The organism is Synechococcus sp. L2F, assembly GCF_024345695.1.
Classification (GTDB): domain Bacteria; phylum Cyanobacteriota; class Cyanobacteriia; order PCC-6307; family Cyanobiaceae; genus MW101C3.
Genome location: NZ_JAGQBP010000002.1, coordinates 584310 through 600910, shown reverse-complemented (window position 1 = coordinate 600910; position 16601 = coordinate 584310). Strand labels below are relative to the sequence as shown.

Here is a 16601-nt window from a genome sequence, read left to right as displayed (position 1 = left end):
CGCCAGAACCGAAGCAAAATAGCTCACAGGTTCTTTTGCCTGAGCTGCGAGGATTGGCTCGCTCAGTGGAGTTCCCTCCCCTCAGAGTCCATGCCAACGTCTACCGAAGTTGATCAAAAACTGATCAACACTTGGAGAAAATCTCTGATGCCCGTGTGCGTCACAGTCGGTCGACGGCGGCCACGGTCATAGGGCCGCTGGGCACGATCTCGTCCCATTCCCGGAACGGCTGGTTGGAGGTCCCCAGCAAGGAGGTCACCAGCTCGCTACGGCGCCGGTAGCTCGTTGCTGTCCTTGGCCTTGTGCAGGAGCTGCACCAGAGCCGTGGCAGGGAAGAGGCGGCAGGCCTGATCCTGCTCGATGATCGCCATCGTGATGGCCATGGCCAGGTGGGCCCAAACAGCAGCAGGCGGTGGCGGCAACGACGGGATGAGGGGTAGGGGTCTTCGCGATGGCCGCCGACATTCGCTGCGATCGCTTGGCTGCGGCTCAACGGGCAACACACTCCTTGGCGGGGGCTTCGGAAGGGCGATTCATCGAGGTCATCGAGGCAGAGGCTTACCCATCAGCTGAACTCCTCTGGTTTGATCTGCCCATCTCCAGGCGCCATGGCTCGGAAGACCAATGAGCGGCATCGCACAACCACACTGAAGCCATGAAAAGTGCTTCTCACGTCATACGCAGATGCTGGGCTTGCCGAATAGAACGCTATTGATCAACTGGTCGAAGCCAGGCCTGGCGGAGTATCTCGCATGATACTTCTGAACATAGGATGGGCCATTTGGGCCGAGAAGCCGAAGCTTGCTGAGATCATTTTCAATGATCGCCTTAACTTTTAAATGATCTGTTCCGTCGTAGCATGAAGGATAAAGCATGCCAAACTCTCCATTCGCAATCGGCTCCCTAAAGCCAACAATATCGGGAGCAATGATGGGGACCGACAGAGACGCACATTCCAAAGCCACCAAGGGCATGCCCTCATACTCCGAAAAGAAAACAACGACATCACAAAGGGACAAGAAGCCGCCAGCGTCTTTAACATTCCCTACATAACTGAGGTTGGCATACTGTGAAGCGGCTTTTTCAACGGTGCTGCGCAATTCACCATCTCCTCCCAGGAGATAGGAGACGCCGCTGTTAGCTTGAGTGGATTCGACAAGCCTCAGAAACTCATCGGGCCGCTTCTGTCTGTCTAAACGGCCGAGAAAACCAACAATCACATTGGTATCTGGGATTCCTAGCGCGTTGCGGCTATAGCGAGCAGAAGCCTGTTGCGATTGCAGACGCATAGACTTTACCTGGTTGTGCACGACAAGGACTTTGCTTTCATCCACGCCATAGCGGACGCAAATAAAGTCTTTATATGTCTCACTGATGACGATTCGAGTGTCAATGAAATCCTTGTAATAGTTGCTGAGATCGAACCAGCTCAGGGTGCCAGTGGCTCCGATGCAATGGAGCAAGTCGACAACACGGGTGGAGGGAAAGTACTTTTTGATCAGCGGCGTAAGGCAATAAAGATGCGGATTGCTCATAATCATTATTGCCGCAGGCTTGTGAATGCAAATCAATGCCCAGAGTGCCTTGATTCTGCCGATTGGCGATGTGCTCAGTTCTTCCAGGATGCCCGTACACAGTGACACAGAAGAAAACTGCTCTCTGAAGTAGCTATTCTCACCATGCCCACGAACGACAATGTTCAATAACTCTCGACCTTGAATCTCCTTCAGATATTCACAAAGATCCAACAAGACCTGCTCTGCCCCGCCAGCACGCCACCAATAATGGCCAACCAGAACGCTACTGGAAGCAGGGCTGAGCGCAGAGAGCTTAGAATAGATCTCATCAAAGCTACTGCTAGCGTAATTGACGCTCTCTGATAATCCGCAATACTGCTCACATGGATTGGGGAGGAACCTTAGAGAGACTAGTTCAGAGATCAACTTCTTAGGCCGAGCAATCGCATAGAACAGATAGCGCGTTTTAACCCTTGCCACGGGTGTATCAATTTTCAAGGCTTGCCTCAGCAGCATCGCTAGCGCTTGCCTTGAGTAATACCTAGGATCAAGTGGAGACGTCGTAGTCTCTGATCCAACACGCGCTTTCATATAATTTAGCTTGGCCCCTGCCATGAACGGCAGACGACAAACAAACGTGCGCCAATGAACATAACGGCTAGCGAGTGCGAGCTCAGGAGACCTCGTCATCATACTTTTGACGTTCTTACGGTAGTAAAAGACGATGGATCTATTGGGCTCTCCATACCAGCCTTTTACAAGTAGGCTCATATACGTGGCCCAGTCTTCATACCACTTAATGTCACCGGCAACTGTCTTATCTCTTTGGCCCTCGATTGACTCCCATGCTCTCTTTCTAAACATGGAGGCTGTTGCACAATAATTATAGACGAATAGCCTTCTTATGCCAAAGTCTTCAGCAGGCGAGAAGTTTTGCTCAAATCCGAATCCCACTACGTTTGGATATGCCCAGCCAATCTTTTCGCTTGACATCATTGTTGCCAAGCCTTTGAGAAGATAGTCGGATGAGACAAGATCGTCGGAGTCAAGAAACACCAGAAAGTCACCCTTGGCGATCTTTGCGCCGAAGTTGCGAACCTGAACCAATCCAGTATTAACGGCAAGGCGCTTAACCGTCACATGATTGGCACAACCAGAGGCTTGGCCCTCAATCACATCAAGCAAGTGCCGGGTATCCTGGCTAGTGGAATGGTCATCGATAATGATAATTTCATAGCTACTGGGGTCAAGAGTTTGCTTGCATGCGCTCAGAAATGCCGCCTCAAGCTGATCTGGCTTGGTATTGTATACAGGTATCACTACAGATGCAAGCATAAATAAATGATCGCCGATGTCTAATATAGTAGCACGCTAAGCACTTTCCTGCCAAGACTTTCACCTACAGATTCTGGAAGCTATGGCGATTCATAGGGAATTGAGGCCAGCTAACACTGCTGGCATTCACTCATTGGTGACAAGAAGCCCTGCACTCGTTGGTTACATGTAGAAGAGAGCCCCTAAAAGGAGCCATGCGCTGCAGCCTCAGACCCATAGAGGAAGGCGATACCGAACCCACTTCAAGGCTCCCACTGCGATCAAGACCCCAATAGTGTTAATGGCAAGGGAGAGTAACTCATCTCCAAGCTGTAACTGACCATCAATCAAGCTGTCCCTCACCGGTGCAAGCGCTTGGTAGAAGGGATTGAAGTCAGCGAGAACGCTGAGCTCGCCAAGGCCTTCCCGCTTGTAGAGGATTGGAGAAACAAGAAAAAGCAGCTGGAGAAGAATCGGCATCAACTGAGCAAAATCCTTGAAGCGGGCTCCCAACACGGCCATCAAAACGATGATCCAAAATGTGAATAGGAATAGATTGAGCAATGGTAGCCAGATGTAGTGAACAGCATTCAGGAGAAGGCCTGGATCAATCAATGCGAAGGCGAGGAGAACAACCACAAAGGCCTGGGCGAACGTCTGGAGCTGGAAAGCCCATTCCTCCAGGCAATAGAAGATGCTCGGCATCGCATTGTTCACGAGTTGGTCACGGCGCAGCAGGAATAGAGTGCTGCCTGCAAGCGACGCCATGCTGACGAGCCCCCAGATTGTGACACCAAATCCGAGATAGATAATGTAACGGAGAGGGTCGGCAACCTTCAGAACAGTGCCGTACACAACTCCTAAAACACCAACACTTAATAGATTGCTCAGGCCCATCCAAAAGCTACCCAGCGTGGTGCGGCTGAACCGAGCCAAGGTGCGCAACCAGGCGCTGTACCACCATGCACGCGCCGTGCGGCACGCATAACCCAGTCCATGGCCCATGGCAGGCTTTGCATCGCGCAGACTCATATCCCTCGATGAAAGCTCCTGCATCGCTCAGCCCACCCCCTTGGTGTAGGCCTCGATCGCATCCTCTAGGGAGCCATCAAACTCAAGGTGCCCGTGCATGAGAACCACCCCCCTGGTGCAGAATTGAGCGAGCAGGTCATTGGAGTGGGAGGCCAGAATCAGTGTTCCCGCTTCCCCTAAGAAGCGTGTGAGCTGGTGCCGGGCTCGGGAGAGGAACCACTGATCACCAGCCCCTAGCCCCTCGTCTAGCGCCAAGGCTTCATGCCTGAAGGCGGTAAGCAGCCCGAATTGCAACCGGGTGCGCATGCCTTCGCTATAGGTGCGAATCGGTAGATGGATGAAATCAGCCAATTCTGTAAAGGCTGTGAGTTCCTCCAGAAAAGCGTCAAATCCCTTGATTGTGTTGCAATTGAAGAGATAGTGGGCGCGTGCAGCGTGCCTGCCGGTGAGATCGGTGTCCACCCAAAAGTTCTTATTGATCAGTGGAACCACCCGACCATAACGGCGGATACTGCCACTGCTTGGCTTGTAGATGTCACAGAGCAACCGCAAAAGGGTGGATTTACCGGCACCGTTATGGCCCAGCAATGCAACTCGCTCTCCTTTATTGACTGTGAAGCTGAGGTTATTGAGAGCGCGCACCGAGACCCCTCCTCGTTTGCCGCGGTTCAGCAGGCCGCCAGTGAGCCCACCGACAAGCGCTGCTTTGAGCGAACGACCGCCAACGCCCTCCACCGGAATGTCGAGGCAAACCCTGTCAAGCTCCACCAGCGGCTGATCACCAGGACTGGAGGCCAAGCCTCTCCTTGAAGAGAGCGTCACGCTATCGGTCAACGTACAATTGTGCTAGGTAGCACTTGCATCAGGCTGCCCATTTCCAGGGCCTGCAACGCATAGCTCCAGCCCAGGTTGCTCTTGATGCCGGCCCGCTCCAGCGCCTGCTGGAGGGTGTCGGTGGTGAGCACGCCGAAGATCACCGGCACGCCCGTATCGCGGGCCACGGCCGCCACGCCCTTGCTCACTTCGGAGCAGACGTAGTCGAAGTGGGGCGTGTCGCCGCGGATCACGGCCCCGAGTGTGATCACCACCTGATAGCGGCCCGAGGCCGCCAGACGCTGCGCCACGAGGGGAATCTCGAAGCTGCCGGGCACCCACGCCACATCCAGCTGCTCGCTGCTGGGGGTGACGTCGATGCCGTGGCGAGACAGCGCATCCAGGCAGGCGCTGAGCAGCTTGCCCGTGACCAGGTCATTGAACCGGCCCACAACAATGCCGATATGGAGGCCGCTGACCTCGGTGAACCGTCCTTCGAAAACCGCCAAGGGCCTCAGACCACGAAGTAACTGATTCCCCAGTTGAGCAGAACGAGGGCCACCCAGGCGGCCCCACCCAGCAGGATCAGGCGGTTGGAGCGGCCGCTGTCTTCGGTGCTCGCGTAGAGCACCGGCACCGCCACGATCAGGGCGAACGACATCACCACCAGGGCCAGAACGGTGAGGGTGTTGAGGAGCTGCATGGGACCTGCGGGGCCTGGGGAGGGCAGTGCGACGATCTTCCCACGTGGGATTTCCCTCACCTGCGGGCGGCCGCGGGATCCTTCACATCTTGTGGGGAGCAGCTGGCCCGGGGCCCCTACCATCGCTGCAGCCAGGAGCCGCCCGTGGGCGCCGACGCCGATCGCCAGCTCTCGTTGGTGCCTGAGGAGGCGCTGCAGGGCAGTCTGTTCGGCGCCGCCGAGCCCGCAGCCGCACCAGGCGAAGGAGACCGCAGCAGCCCGGGCGATCTCGACCTGGAAGATGGCGCCCTCGCCGCCGCCGCCGCCGCCCGGCCCCGGGCCCACTCGCGCCGCAGCCTCTCCACCGATCCCGACACCGACGAAGCCCCTGCCAGCGCCGCCGGCGAAGCCAGCCCGCAGGACGTGTTGGCGGAGGACCAGCCCCGCTGGCATCACCACAGCCTGGTGGCGGCAGAAGCCCTGCCGCCAATGCTGCGGCACTACGCCGAGCTCAAGCGCGCCCACCCCGAGCGGGTGCTGCTCTACCGCCTCGGCGACTTCTTCGAGTGCTTCTTCGAGGACGCCATCCAGCTGTCCCGCCTGCTGGAGCTCACGCTCACGGGCAAGGACGGCGGCAAGACGATCGGTCGGGTGCCGATGGCCGGCATCCCCCACCACGCCGCCGAGCGCTACTGCAGTGAGCTGGTGCGCCGCGGTCTGAGCGTCGCTCTCTGCGACCAGCTGGAGACCACTGCCGCCAAGGGGGCGCTGCTGAAGCGCGACATCACCCGCGTGCTGACCCCCGGCACCGTGCTGGAGGAGGGGATGCTGGCCGCCCGGCGTAACAACTGGCTCGCGGCGGTGGTGCTGGAGCAGGGCGACTGGGGGCTGGCGGTGGCCGATGTGAGCACCGGCGAGTTCCGCCTCAGCCAACGGCAGGGGAGCGATGCCCTGCACCAGGAACTGCTGCAACTGGAGGCGGCCGAGCTGATCTGGCCCGATCCAGACGCCGCGGCGTACCCGGACGGCACCGCCGCCAAGCCGGCCTGGTGCCCACCGGCCCTGCACCTCACCCGGCTGGCACGCACGCCCTTCAGCCTGCCGGAAGCGCGACGCACACTGCTGCAGCGCTTTCGGCTTGCCACCACCGACGGTCTCGGGCTGGCGGAGGCGCCCCTGGCCCTGCGGGCGGCGGGAGGGTTGCTGCGCTACCTCGACGACAACCAGGCCGGCGCCCGGAGCACCGCCGCCGGCGTGGTGCCCCTCGATCCACCCAGCCTCCGCTTCGCCGGCGATCAGCTGGTGCTCGATGCCCAGACGCGGCGCAACCTGGAGATCACCCGCACCCAGCGCGACGGTCAGTTCCACGGCTCGCTGCTGTGGGCCCTCGATCGGACCATGACCGCCATGGGCGGCCGGGCCCTGCGTCGCTGGCTGGAGGCGCCGCTGATGGACCGCGCCGCCATCCACGCCCGTCAGGAGGGCGTGAGTGAGCTGGTGGAGCAGCGCGGGCTGCGGCTGGCCCTGCGCCGTCTGCTGCGGCCGATGGGCGATCTGGAGCGGCTGGCGGGGCGGGCCGGTGCGGGCACTGCCTCGGCCCGGGATCTGGTGGCCCTCGCCGATGGCCTCGAGCGGCTGCCGCGGCTGGCGGCGTTGCTGGCGGCGGCGCGCAGCGAGCCCCTGGCGGCCCTGCGCGAACCGCCGCCCGAACTGGCGGTGCTGGTGGAGCAGCTGCGTCACACCCTGCAGGACACCCCGCCACTGAGCCTCACGGAAGGGGGGCTGATCCACGACGGCGTCGACGCGCGACTCGATGGGCTGCGCAACCGGCTCGACGACCAGCAGGCCTGGCTGGTGGAGCAGGAGAAAGCGGAGCGGCAACGCAGCGGCATCCCCTCGCTGCGGGTGCAGTTTCACCGCACCTTCGGCTATTTCCTCTCGGTGAGCCGGGCCCGGGCCACACGGGTGCCCGAGCACTGGATCCGGCGCCAGACCCTCGCCAACGAGGAGCGCTTCGTGACGCCCGAACTCAAGGCACGCGAGGGCCGCATCCTGCAGCTGCAGGCTCGCGCCGCCCAGCGGGAGTACGAACTGTTCAGCGAGCTGCGCGCCGCCGTCGGCGCCCTGGCCGCGCCGATCCGCAGCGCCGCCCGGCGCGTGGCCCGCCTCGATGCGATCGCCTCGCTCGCCGAGGTGGCCGCCACCTGCGGCTACTGCCGCCCCGAGCTCACCGCCGACCGCAGCCTCTGGATCGAGGCCGGCCGCCATCCCGTGGTGGAACAGCTGCTGGTGGAGGAGCCCTTCACCGCCAATGGCATCCACCTGGGCGAGGCGGACCAGCCCGATCTGGTGGTGCTCACCGGGCCGAACGCCAGTGGCAAGAGCTGCTACCTGCGCCAGACGGGCCTGCTGCAGCTGATGGCCCAGATCGGCAGCTGGATTCCCGCCAGCCGCGCCCGGCTCGGCCTCTGCGACCGCATCTTCACCCGGGTCGGCGCCGTGGATGACCTCGCCACCGGCCAGTCCACCTTCATGGTGGAGATGGCCGAAACGGCCAACATCCTGCACCACGCCACCGATCGCTCTCTGGTGCTGCTCGATGAGATCGGGCGCGGCACTGCCACCTTCGACGGCCTCTCGATCGCCTGGGCGGTGGCGGAGCACCTGGCCGACGGCCTGCGGGCGCGGGCGGTGTTCGCCACCCATTACCACGAGCTCAACGAGCTGGCCGAGCTGCTCCCGAACGTGGCCAACTTCCAGGTGCTGGTGGAGGAAACCGGCGATCAGCTGGTGTTCCTGCATCAGGTGCGTCCCGGCGGCGCCAGCCGCAGTTACGGCATCGAGGCGGCCCGCCTGGCCGGGGTGCCCCAGCAGGTGGTGCGCCGCGCCCGCCAGGTGCTCGGACGGATCGAGGCCAACAGCCACGTGGTGGTGGGGCTGCAGGTGGCGGCCTAGGGAAGGCCTCAGGCGCGGTCCAGCCAGGCGCGCCGCAGCAGGGCGTTCACCGCCGCCGCCGCCAGACCCGCCCCCCCCTTGCTGCCCTCCAGCCGGATCTGGGGCAGACCGCTGGCGGCCAGGTGGCGCTTGCTCTCGGCCACCCCCACAAAGCCCACCGGCATGCCGATCACCAGCGCCGGCGGCACCACGCCCGCGACCGGCTCGGGGGCGGCCACCAGCTCCAGCAACCGTTCGAGCGCGGTGGGGGCACTGCCGATCAGCACCACCGCCCCCGGCAGGGCCGCCAGGGCCGGGGCCATCCCCGCAGCGGTGCGGGTGCTGCCTTCAGGCGCCAGAGCGGGCGCCCAGGCCAGCACGCTGTGCACCGGGTTGCCGAAGCTGCGGCGGGCCATCGGCGTGACCGCGGCCGCCGCCATCGCGGTATCGGTGAGGATCGGCGCCCCGGCCGCCAGGGCCGCCAGGCCGGCGACGCAGGCGCCCGGGCTGAAGCGCAGCTCCGGCGCAATGGCCAGATCGCCACTGCTGTGCACCAGGCGCTCGAGCACCTCCTGTTGCACGGGGTCAAGACCGGTGGGCCCCAGCCAGCCCCGGATCCGCCGCACGCTTTCGGTGAAGATCGGATGGTCCACGGCCTGCCCCGATGCCGATCCATCTCTACTGGGGCGACGACGAGGCCAGCCGTCAACGGGCGGTGGAGGAGCTGATCACCGCGTCAGTGGATCCGGTCTGGCAGAGCATCAACCTCAGCCGGCTCGATGGCAACGACATGGCCCAGGCCGGCCAGGCCCTGATCGAGGCGCGCACCGGCCCGTTCGGCGGCGGTGACCGGGTGGTGGTGCTGCAGCGCAGCCCCTTCTGCCACACCTGTCCAGCGGAGCTGGCCACGCAGCTGGAGGCCAGCCTGGAGCTGATCCCCGCCACCAGCCACCTGGTGCTGGTGAGCGAAGGCAAACCGGACGCACGCCTGCGCACCACCAAAGCCCTCAAGGCGATCGCCAAGGAACGCAGCTTCGTGCTGCCGGCGGTGTGGGATGGAGAGGGCCAGCTGGAGCTGGTGCGCAGCACTGCCCGCTCGCTGGGCCTGACGGCCACGCCGGCGGCGATCGAAGCGCTGGCGGGTGCGATCGGCAGCGACAGCGCCCGCCTGGCCAGTGAGCTGGAGAAGCTCGCCGTGTTCTGCGGTGAGCGCCCGATCGACGGGGCGGCGGTGGCGGCGCTGGTGGCGGGCCACAGCACCAGCAGCCTGGCGGTGGGGGAAGCGCTGCTGCGCGGGGACGCCGGCGAGGCCATCGCCCTGGTGGACGAGCTGGTGCGGGCGGGGGAGCCGGCGCTGCGGATCGTGGCCACACTCGCCGGCCAGCTGCGCGGCTGGGTATGGGTGAGCCTGCTGGACGCCCAGGGCGAACAGGACGTGGCCGTGATCGCCAAGGCGGCCGGCATCGGCAACCCCAGGCGCATCTACGTGCTGCGCAAGCAGTTGCGCGGACGGTCGGCGGAGCGGCTGCTGCGGTTGCTGGGGCAGTTGCTGGAGGTGGAGGCGGCGCTCAAACGGGGCACCGAAGCCGGCGACGCCTTCCGCGATGGGTTCCTGTCAGCCCCCCTCCGATAATCAGCACCGATCCACCGTTCGCGCGCGCACCGGGATGGCCCTGCTGGTTCAGAAGTTCGGGGGCACCTCCGTCGGCAGCGTGGAACGCCTGCAGGCCGTGGCGCGTCGCATCGCCGCCAGCCGCGAGGAGGGCCACGATCTGGTGATCGTGGTGTCGGCCATGGGCCACACCACCGACGAACTCACCGGCCTGGCCCGGGCCATCACCACCACCCCTCCCCAGCGGGAGATGGACATGCTGCTGGCCACCGGTGAGCAGGTGTCGATCGCCCTGCTGGCGATGGCGCTGCAGGCGATCGGCGTGCCGGCCGTGTCGATGACCGGCGCTCAGGTGGGGATCGTCACCGAGTCGTCCTACGGGCGCGCGCGGATCCTGGAGGTGCGCACCGACCGGATCGAGCGGTTGCTGGAGGAGGGCCAGGTGGTGGTGGTGGCCGGCTTCCAGGGCACCAGCAGCGGCAGCGCCGGTACGCCGGAGATCACCACCCTGGGCCGCGGCGGCTCCGACACCTCGGCCGTGGCGCTGGCGGCGGCGCTGGCGGCGTCGGTGTGCGAGATCTACACCGATGTGCCGGGCGTGCTCACCACCGACCCCCGCAAGGTGGCGGATGCCCAGCTGATGGAGCAGGTGAGCTGCGACGAGATGCTGGAGCTGGCTAGCCTCGGCGCCTCGGTGTTGCACCCACGGGCGGTGGAGATCGCCCGCAACTACGGCGTGCCGCTGGTGGTGCGCTCCAGTTGGAGCGAGGCCCCCGGCACCCGGCTCACCAGTGGCCCGCCGCGCCCGATCGGCAGCGGTGGGCTGGAACTCGGTCGTCCCGTCGATGGCGCCGATCTCGAGGAGCACCAGGCGGTGCTGGCCCTCACCCGCGTGCCCGACCGACCCGGTGTGGCCGCCCTGCTGTTCGAGGCCCTCTCGGCCGCCGGCCTGAACGTCGATCTGATCGTGCAATCGACCCATGACGGCACCACCAACGACATCGCCTTCACCGTGGCGGAGGATCAGCTGGAAGCCTCACTCACGGTGTGCCGCGCTCTGCTCGGCGATCTCCAGGCCGACGACACGGCCCTGAGCAGCGAGGCGGGCCTGGCCAAGCTGAGCATCTCCGGAGCCGGGATCATGGGGCGGCCGGGCATTGCCGCGCGCCTGTTCGACACCCTGGCGCGCTACGGGATCAACCTGCGCATGATCGCCACCAGCGAGGTGAAGGTGAGTTGCCTGGTGGACGGCAGCCAGGGCCACCGGGCCCTGCGGGCCGCCGCCGAAGTGTTCGAGCTGCAGGAGCACCAGCTGCGCCAGAACCCGCTGCCCTGCAGGGTCAACGATCCCGCTGTGCGGGGCGTGGCCCTCGACCGGGATCAGGCCCAGGTGGCCGTGCGGCAGGTGCCCGATCGGCCCGGCACTGCCGCCGCCGTCTGCCGCAGCCTGGCGGATGCGGGCATCAGCCTCGACACGATCGTGCAGTCGGAGCGCACCCGCGGGGAAGGGCCCACCCGCAGCCGCGACATGAGCTTCACGCTGCGACGGGAGGATCTGGCGCGGGCCCGCCAGGCACTGCAACCGCTGCTGCTGCAGTGGCCGGAAGCGAGCTTCGAGCAGGGCAGCGCCATCGCCCGGGTCAGCGCCGTGGGCGCCGGCATGCCCTGCACACCCGGCACGGCGGGCCGCATGTTCCGGGCCCTGGCGGCAGCGGGCATCAACATCGAGATGATCGCCACCAGCGAGATCCGCACCAGCTGTGTGGTGGCCGAAGACGATGGCGTCAAGGCCCTGCAGGTGGTCCACGCCTGCTTCGCGCTGGGCGGCGAGGCCAGCCATCAGGCGCAAGGCAGCGAGGCTCCCGCCAGCCACGACGCCGCCCTCCCCGCAGACGCCTAGGTGCACTGGCTCTCCACCCGTCGATGGCTGGCCCTGGCGGCGGGGCTGGATGCCGCCGGCCTCGTCGTGCTGGCGTTGCTGATCGGCCGGGCGCGCCAGGCGCCGAGCGATCCGAGCGCCGGCCTGCTGCTGATCCTGGTCTTGCTCTACTGGACCTTCGGCTGGCTGTTCGGTTCGTACACCGTGCTGCGCCGCGCCGACATGCGCCGCATGCGCCTGGCCCTGCGGCTCGGGGTCACGAGCGCGGTGTCGCTCAGTGCCGCCGCCCTGCTGGGCTGGTTGGTGCGGGCAGGCCCGGCTGTGGCCGTGCTGCACCGCGGCAGCCTCATCCCGCTGTTCGTGTTGCTGGCCCTGTGGAGCGCCTTGGTGCGGCTGGCGATCCGGCAGGTCTCCAGCCACCCCGGCAACGACCACTGGCGGGTGCTGGCGCTGCCGGAGGAAATCGCGGCGATCGAGCGGGAGTGGGGGCACCAGGCGGGGAGACCGGCACTGGCCATCCAGGATGCGCGCGCCCAGGCGTCCCCGGTGGACGGCCATCCCATGGACCGTGAAAAGTTGCCGGGCGGGCTGGATGGCATCGCCCTCAGCCCGGGTGTGCAGGCCGACCCCGCCCTGATGCGGCAGGCGGAGCAGCTGGCCTGGCTGGGCGGGCCACTCACCACCCTGGCCGAGATGGCCGAGCAGGAGCTGCAACGCATCCCGCCGCAGTGGGTGGGCCACCAATGGCTGCTGTTCTCCGGGCGGATCGAAGGGCGTCAGCCCACGGTGGAGAGGCAGCTCAAGCGCTTCGCCGATGTGGCCATCAGCCTGCTGCTGCTGCTGCTGGCTGCGCCGCTGCTGCTGCCGGCTGCAGCCCTGATCCACCTGGGCGATGGCGGACCTGTGTTCTACCGCCAGCGTCGCTCCGGCCTGATGGGCAAAGCCATTGAGGTGATCAAGCTGCGCTCGATGGTGCGACAGGCGGAACTGGGCGGGGCGAGGTGGTCGGAGCCCAATGATCAACGCATCACCCCGGTGGGTGTGTGGCTGCGGCGCACCCGCCTTGATGAACTGCCCCAGCTGCTGAACGTGCTGCGCGGCGAGATGAGCCTGATCGGCCCACGGCCGGAGCGGCCGGAGCTGGAAGGGGAGCTGGAGCAGCGCATCCCCCACTACCGGCTGCGGCACTGGATCCGCCCGGGCCTGAGCGGCTGGGCCCAGGTGAACATGCCCTACAGCTCCAGCGTGGAGGATGCGCAGCTGAAGCTCAGCTACGACCTCTACTACCTGCGCAACGGCAGCATCTGGCTGGATCTGCTGATCCTCGCCAAAACGATCAAAACCGTGCTGAAGGCCTCCGGGCGTTGACCAGCTGATCGCAGCAGGGCTCAGTGATGACCCACCAGTTTCTGACGCAACTGCTTGATGCGATCGCGCAGGTTGGCCGCTTCTTCGAAGTCGAGGTTCTTGGCGGCTGTTTTCATCTTTTCCTCCAGCTGGGTGATCAGCTCCGGAAGCGCTTCGAGCGGGGCTTCGTTGTGAACAGCCAGCTCCACGGCCTGCTCCAGCTGATCGTCGTTGAGGCGGCGGGACACCTCCAGGTAGGCCAGGATCGAGTTGCCGGCCCGCTTGCCGGCGGGGGTGGGTGTGATGCCGTGCTCTTCGTTGTAGGCATGCTGGATGGCACGCCGCCGCTCGGTTTCGGAAATAGCCTTCGCCATCGAATCCGTGAGGTTGTCGCCATAGAGCAACGCCACCCCACTCACATGGCGGGCGGCGCGGCCGATCGTCTGGATCAAGGAGCGTTCTGCCCGCAGGAAGCCTTCCTTATCGGCATCGAGGATTGCCACCAGCGACACTTCCGGAAGATCGAGCCCTTCGCGCAGCAAGTTCACGCCCACCAGAGCATCGAACGCGCCATTGCGCAGATCCTGGATGATCTCGATGCGCTCGATCGAGTGGATCTCGGAGTGGAGATAGCGCACCCGCACCCCATTCTCGGCCAGGTAATCGGTGAGATCCTCCGCCATGCGCTTGGTGAGCGTGGTGATCAGGCTGCGCTCCGAGCGCTCCGCCCGCACCCGGATTTCAGCCAGCAGATCATCCACCTGCCCCTCGGTGGGGCGCACCTCCACGATCGGATCCAGCACGCCGGTGGGGCGAATCACCTGCTGGGCGATGTGGCCCTCGCTCTGCTGCATCTCCCATTGCCCCGGAGTGGCGGACACGAAGATGGTCTGGCGGGCCTTTTCCCAGAACTCCTCCGCCTTGAGCGGGCGGTTGTCAGCGGCGCTGGGCAGGCGAAAGCCGTGGTCGATCAGCACCTGCTTGCGTGCCTGGTCGCCGTTGTACATGGCATGCAGCTGGGAGCAGGTGACGTGGCTTTCATCCACCACCAGCAGCCAGTCGTCGGGGAAGTAATCGATCAGGCATTCGGGCGGAGTGCCGGCCTGGCGGCCCGCGAGGTGGCGGGCGTAGTTCTCCACGCCGTTGCAGTAGCCCACTTCCTTGAGCATTTCCAGGTCGTAGGTGGTGCGCTGCTCGAGGCGCTGGGCCTCCAGCAGCTTGCCCTGCGCATGCAGCACCTCGAGACGATCGCGTAGCTCCGTGCGGATCGCGTCGATCGCCACTTCGAGCCGATCTTTGGGGGTCACGAAGTGTTTGGCGGGGTAGATGTTCACCGCCTCCAGGCTCTGCAATATCTCACCGGTGGTGGGGTCCACGTAGCGGATCGCCTCCACCTCATCCCCGAACAGCTCAATGCGCACGAGCCTGTCTTCATAGGCGGGGCCGATCTCCAGCACATCGCCCTTCACCCGGAAGCGGCCGCGGCCCGCCTCCAGGTCATTGCGGGAATACTGGTTGTTCACCAGCTCCCGCAGCGAGCCGCGCAGATTGAGCGTCTCCCCCACCTGGAACTTCACCGCCGCCTTGAGGTATTCCGAGGGGATGCCGAGGCCATAGATGCAGCTGATCGAGGCCACCACGATCACATCGCGCCGCTCGAACAGCGAACGGGTGGCGGAATGCCGCAGCATGTCGATCTCTTCGTTGATCGAGGCCGTCTTGGCGATGTAGGTATCAGAAACAGGAACGTAGGCTTCGGGCTGGTAGTAGTCGTAATAGGAGATGAAATACTCAACGGCGTTCTCTGGAAAGAACTCGCGCAGTTCGTTGCACAGCTGCGCCGCCAATGTCTTGTTATGGGCCAGCACCAGGGCGGGTCTGCCGGTGCGGGCGATCACATTCGCGATCGAGAAGGTCTTGCCCGTTCCGGTGGCGCCCAGCAGGGTCTGAAAGCGCTGCCCCTGCTCCACGCCGCGGGTGAGGGTCTCGATGGCGGTCGGTTGATCCCCCTTGGGTTCGTAAGGGGCTGTGAGCTGATAACGGGGCATGCCGCTCGGATGCCAGGCCAGGCCTGCCGGTAGCACCTGATCCTAAGGAAGCCGCAAGGGGTGAAGCGGCGGAGAGCCGCCCAGAGCCCGCCAGTTTTCAGCTGAGGCCGGCCCCGGCCAGCAGACCTGCACGGGTGAAGCTCACATTGAGGCCCAGCAGGCCGAGAATCAAGGTGCTGAGGATGCTGTAGGCCAGGGCGCCGAAGATCGCACTCACCGCTCCACCGCGCAGCCGGAAGCCCTGGATCAGCCACGCCGCCAAGGCGAACAGGATGATCGTGATCAGCCAGTTGAACAGGAAGGTCACCGGGGCGATCAATCCACCCAGGCTGGTGACCGCCCAGGGGAGAGCGAGCAGCAGTTTCAGGGGCCACACCAGCAGGGTGCCCAGCAGGCCGATCACCACAGCAGAGAGCATGGCCGTCCCGAAGCTGGACATCTCCACCCCCAGGGGGAGAGCCGCCACGATCAGCAGGATGCCGGCGCGGATGGGCCACTGCAGCAGCCAGACAAAGGCTCCCATGCGTCAAAGATGCGGACACTGAACCCTATCCACCTCACCAGGGGGTGGATAGGGCGCTGGGCACATTCCTTCATGGCCCAGGAGACAGGCGAAGCAACCGTGGCGGCAACCAGCTTTGGCCAAGCAGCCAATCGGATCAATGAACGGCTGCCGGAACGCCGTTGAGCGCCTCGCGCAGGCTGCGCACCACCGCAACCATCGCCAGGTCGTCGTGGAGGCGGTTGATGGCCGAGCCCACGCCCACGCCGCTGGCGCCGGCGGCGATCGCCAGGGGCAGGCTGACGGCCGAGAGGCCGGAGGCGCACAGCACCGGCAGGGGGACGGCGCGACTGATCGTGTGGGCCGCCGCCAGGGTGGGTGCCGCCTTCTCGATCAAGCCGAGGATGCCGGCGCTATTGGGGAGGGCACTGGTGCCGCCTTCGGTCTGGATGATGTCAGCGCCTTCGGCGGCCAGGGCCACTGCCAGCTGCTCCTGCTGGTCCAGCGGCAGGATGTGCGGCACGGTGACAGACAGCACCACGTCGGGAAGCAACTGCCGGGTGCGGCGGGTGAGGGCGATCACCTCCTCGGCACCGAAGCGGCGGCCCAGCGGATAGAAGGCATCGAAATTGCCGATCTCCACCATGGCGGCGCCGGCGGCGACCACCGCGGGGAACAGCTCGGGGTCGACCGCCGAGGCGCAGATCGGCAGACCGGAGGCCGCCGTCGCCAGCCGGACCAGCTCGGGGTCACAGGCCACGTCGATCAGGTCGGCGCCGCCAGCGCCCGCCGCCCGGCTCACCGCCGCCACCGAGGCCGTGTCGCGATTGGTGAGGCCCGCGATCACCTTCAGCATCCGCCGCGAGGCCAGCGAAGCTTGCAGAGCAGCGGGCAGACTGGCAAGACGGGACATCGGCGGGG

The 16601-nt window shown here is 65.0% G+C and carries 13 protein-coding genes; 4 read left to right on the top strand and 9 right to left on the bottom strand.

The annotated features are described in order from the left end of the window. Window positions 1-674 precede the first annotated feature (674 nt). From KBZ19_RS07885 to psbZ, 5 genes are all read right to left on the bottom strand, one after another. Window positions 675-2852 carry a glycosyltransferase gene (locus tag KBZ19_RS07885; RefSeq protein WP_255100512.1) on the bottom strand — a complete coding sequence of 726 codons (2178 nt, stop codon included), beginning with the start codon at window positions 2850-2852 and terminating at the stop codon, window positions 675-677. 207 nt (window positions 2853-3059) lie between these two features. Then, window positions 3060-3887: an ABC transporter permease gene (locus KBZ19_RS07880; RefSeq protein WP_255100511.1), complete on the bottom strand. Its 828-nt coding sequence runs from the start codon at window positions 3885-3887 to the stop codon at window positions 3060-3062. A 3-nt stretch (window positions 3888-3890) separates the two neighbouring features. After that, entirely contained in the window at window positions 3891-4661 is a 771-nt protein-coding gene (locus tag KBZ19_RS07875) for an ABC transporter ATP-binding protein (protein WP_094511129.1), read from the bottom strand. Window positions 4662-4693: 32 nt separating this feature from the next. Continuing rightward, the gene (ribH, locus tag KBZ19_RS07870; RefSeq protein ID WP_255100510.1) at window positions 4694-5185 is read right to left on the bottom strand and encodes a 6,7-dimethyl-8-ribityllumazine synthase; all 492 of its coding nucleotides are present in this window, start codon (window positions 5183-5185) and stop codon (window positions 4694-4696) included. A 5-nt stretch (window positions 5186-5190) separates the two neighbouring features. Next, window positions 5191-5379, bottom strand: coding sequence for a photosystem II reaction center protein PsbZ (psbZ, locus tag KBZ19_RS07865; RefSeq protein ID WP_094511131.1), 189 nt, complete (start codon window positions 5377-5379; stop codon window positions 5191-5193). 144 nt (window positions 5380-5523) lie between these two features. Here psbZ and mutS point away from each other — a divergent pair, with 144 nt between their 5' ends. Beyond that, complete coding sequence (gene mutS / locus KBZ19_RS07860) at window positions 5524-8313, top strand: DNA mismatch repair protein MutS (protein ID WP_255100509.1); 2790 nt, start codon at window positions 5524-5526, stop codon at window positions 8311-8313. Window positions 8314-8321: 8 nt separating this feature from the next. Here mutS and KBZ19_RS07855 read toward each other — a convergent pair whose 3' ends face one another. Then, window positions 8322-8945, bottom strand: a complete 624-nt coding sequence (locus tag KBZ19_RS07855) for a precorrin-8X methylmutase (RefSeq protein WP_094511132.1) — start codon at window positions 8943-8945, stop codon at window positions 8322-8324. A gap of 11 nt (window positions 8946-8956) precedes the next feature. On the opposite strand from KBZ19_RS07855, the gene holA reads away from it, so the two are divergent. Genes holA through KBZ19_RS07840 form a run of 3 tightly spaced genes read left to right on the top strand, consistent with a single transcriptional unit; the run spans window position 8957 to window position 13151 of the window. Next, window positions 8957-9925, top strand: coding sequence for a DNA polymerase III subunit delta (holA, locus tag KBZ19_RS07850; RefSeq protein ID WP_255100508.1), 969 nt, complete (start codon window positions 8957-8959; stop codon window positions 9923-9925). A 34-nt stretch (window positions 9926-9959) separates the two neighbouring features. Next, window positions 9960-11804 carry an aspartate kinase gene (locus KBZ19_RS07845; RefSeq protein WP_255100507.1) on the top strand — a complete coding sequence of 615 codons (1845 nt, stop codon included), beginning with the start codon at window positions 9960-9962 and terminating at the stop codon, window positions 11802-11804. Beyond that, window positions 11805-13151, top strand: a complete 1347-nt coding sequence (locus KBZ19_RS07840) for an exopolysaccharide biosynthesis polyprenyl glycosylphosphotransferase (RefSeq protein ID WP_255100506.1) — start codon at window positions 11805-11807, stop codon at window positions 13149-13151. Window positions 13152-13171: 20 nt separating this feature from the next. Here the strand turns inward: KBZ19_RS07840 and uvrB are convergent, their stop codons facing one another. The 3 genes from uvrB to KBZ19_RS07825 all read right to left on the bottom strand — a co-directional run bounded on the left by uvrB (window position 13172) and on the right by KBZ19_RS07825 (window position 16593). Continuing rightward, complete coding sequence (uvrB, locus tag KBZ19_RS07835; RefSeq protein WP_094511508.1) at window positions 13172-15178, bottom strand: excinuclease ABC subunit UvrB; 2007 nt, start codon at window positions 15176-15178, stop codon at window positions 13172-13174. 97 nt (window positions 15179-15275) lie between these two features. Continuing rightward, a complete protein-coding gene (locus tag KBZ19_RS07830; RefSeq protein ID WP_094511136.1) occupies window positions 15276-15701 on the bottom strand; it encodes a phage holin family protein in 426 nt (141 codons plus the stop codon). A 136-nt stretch (window positions 15702-15837) separates the two neighbouring features. Beyond that, window positions 15838-16593 (bottom strand): DUF561 domain-containing protein, encoded by a 756-nt coding sequence (locus tag KBZ19_RS07825; protein WP_255100505.1) that lies wholly within the window; start codon window positions 16591-16593, stop codon window positions 15838-15840. Window positions 16594-16601: the final 8 nt, after the last annotated feature.

Coding starts and splice junctions, on each gene's coding strand:
- uvrB (WP_094511508.1), bottom strand. CDS start 15,178: ATGCCCCGTTATCAGCTCACAGCCCCTTACGAACCCAAGGGGGATCAA.
- KBZ19_RS07825 (WP_255100505.1), bottom strand. CDS start 16,593: ATGTCCCGTCTTGCCAGTCTGCCCGCTGCTCTGCAAGCTTCGCTGGCC.
- psbZ (WP_094511131.1), bottom strand. CDS start 5,379: ATGCAGCTCCTCAACACCCTCACCGTTCTGGCCCTGGTGGTGATGTCG.
- KBZ19_RS07880 (WP_255100511.1), bottom strand. CDS start 3,887: ATGCAGGAGCTTTCATCGAGGGATATGAGTCTGCGCGATGCAAAGCCT.
- KBZ19_RS07830 (WP_094511136.1), bottom strand. CDS start 15,701: ATGGGAGCCTTTGTCTGGCTGCTGCAGTGGCCCATCCGCGCCGGCATC.
- holA (WP_255100508.1), top strand. CDS start 8,957: ATGCCGATCCATCTCTACTGGGGCGACGACGAGGCCAGCCGTCAACGG.
- KBZ19_RS07845 (WP_255100507.1), top strand. CDS start 9,960: ATGGCCCTGCTGGTTCAGAAGTTCGGGGGCACCTCCGTCGGCAGCGTG.
- KBZ19_RS07885 (WP_255100512.1), bottom strand. CDS start 2,852: ATGCTTGCATCTGTAGTGATACCTGTATACAATACCAAGCCAGATCAG.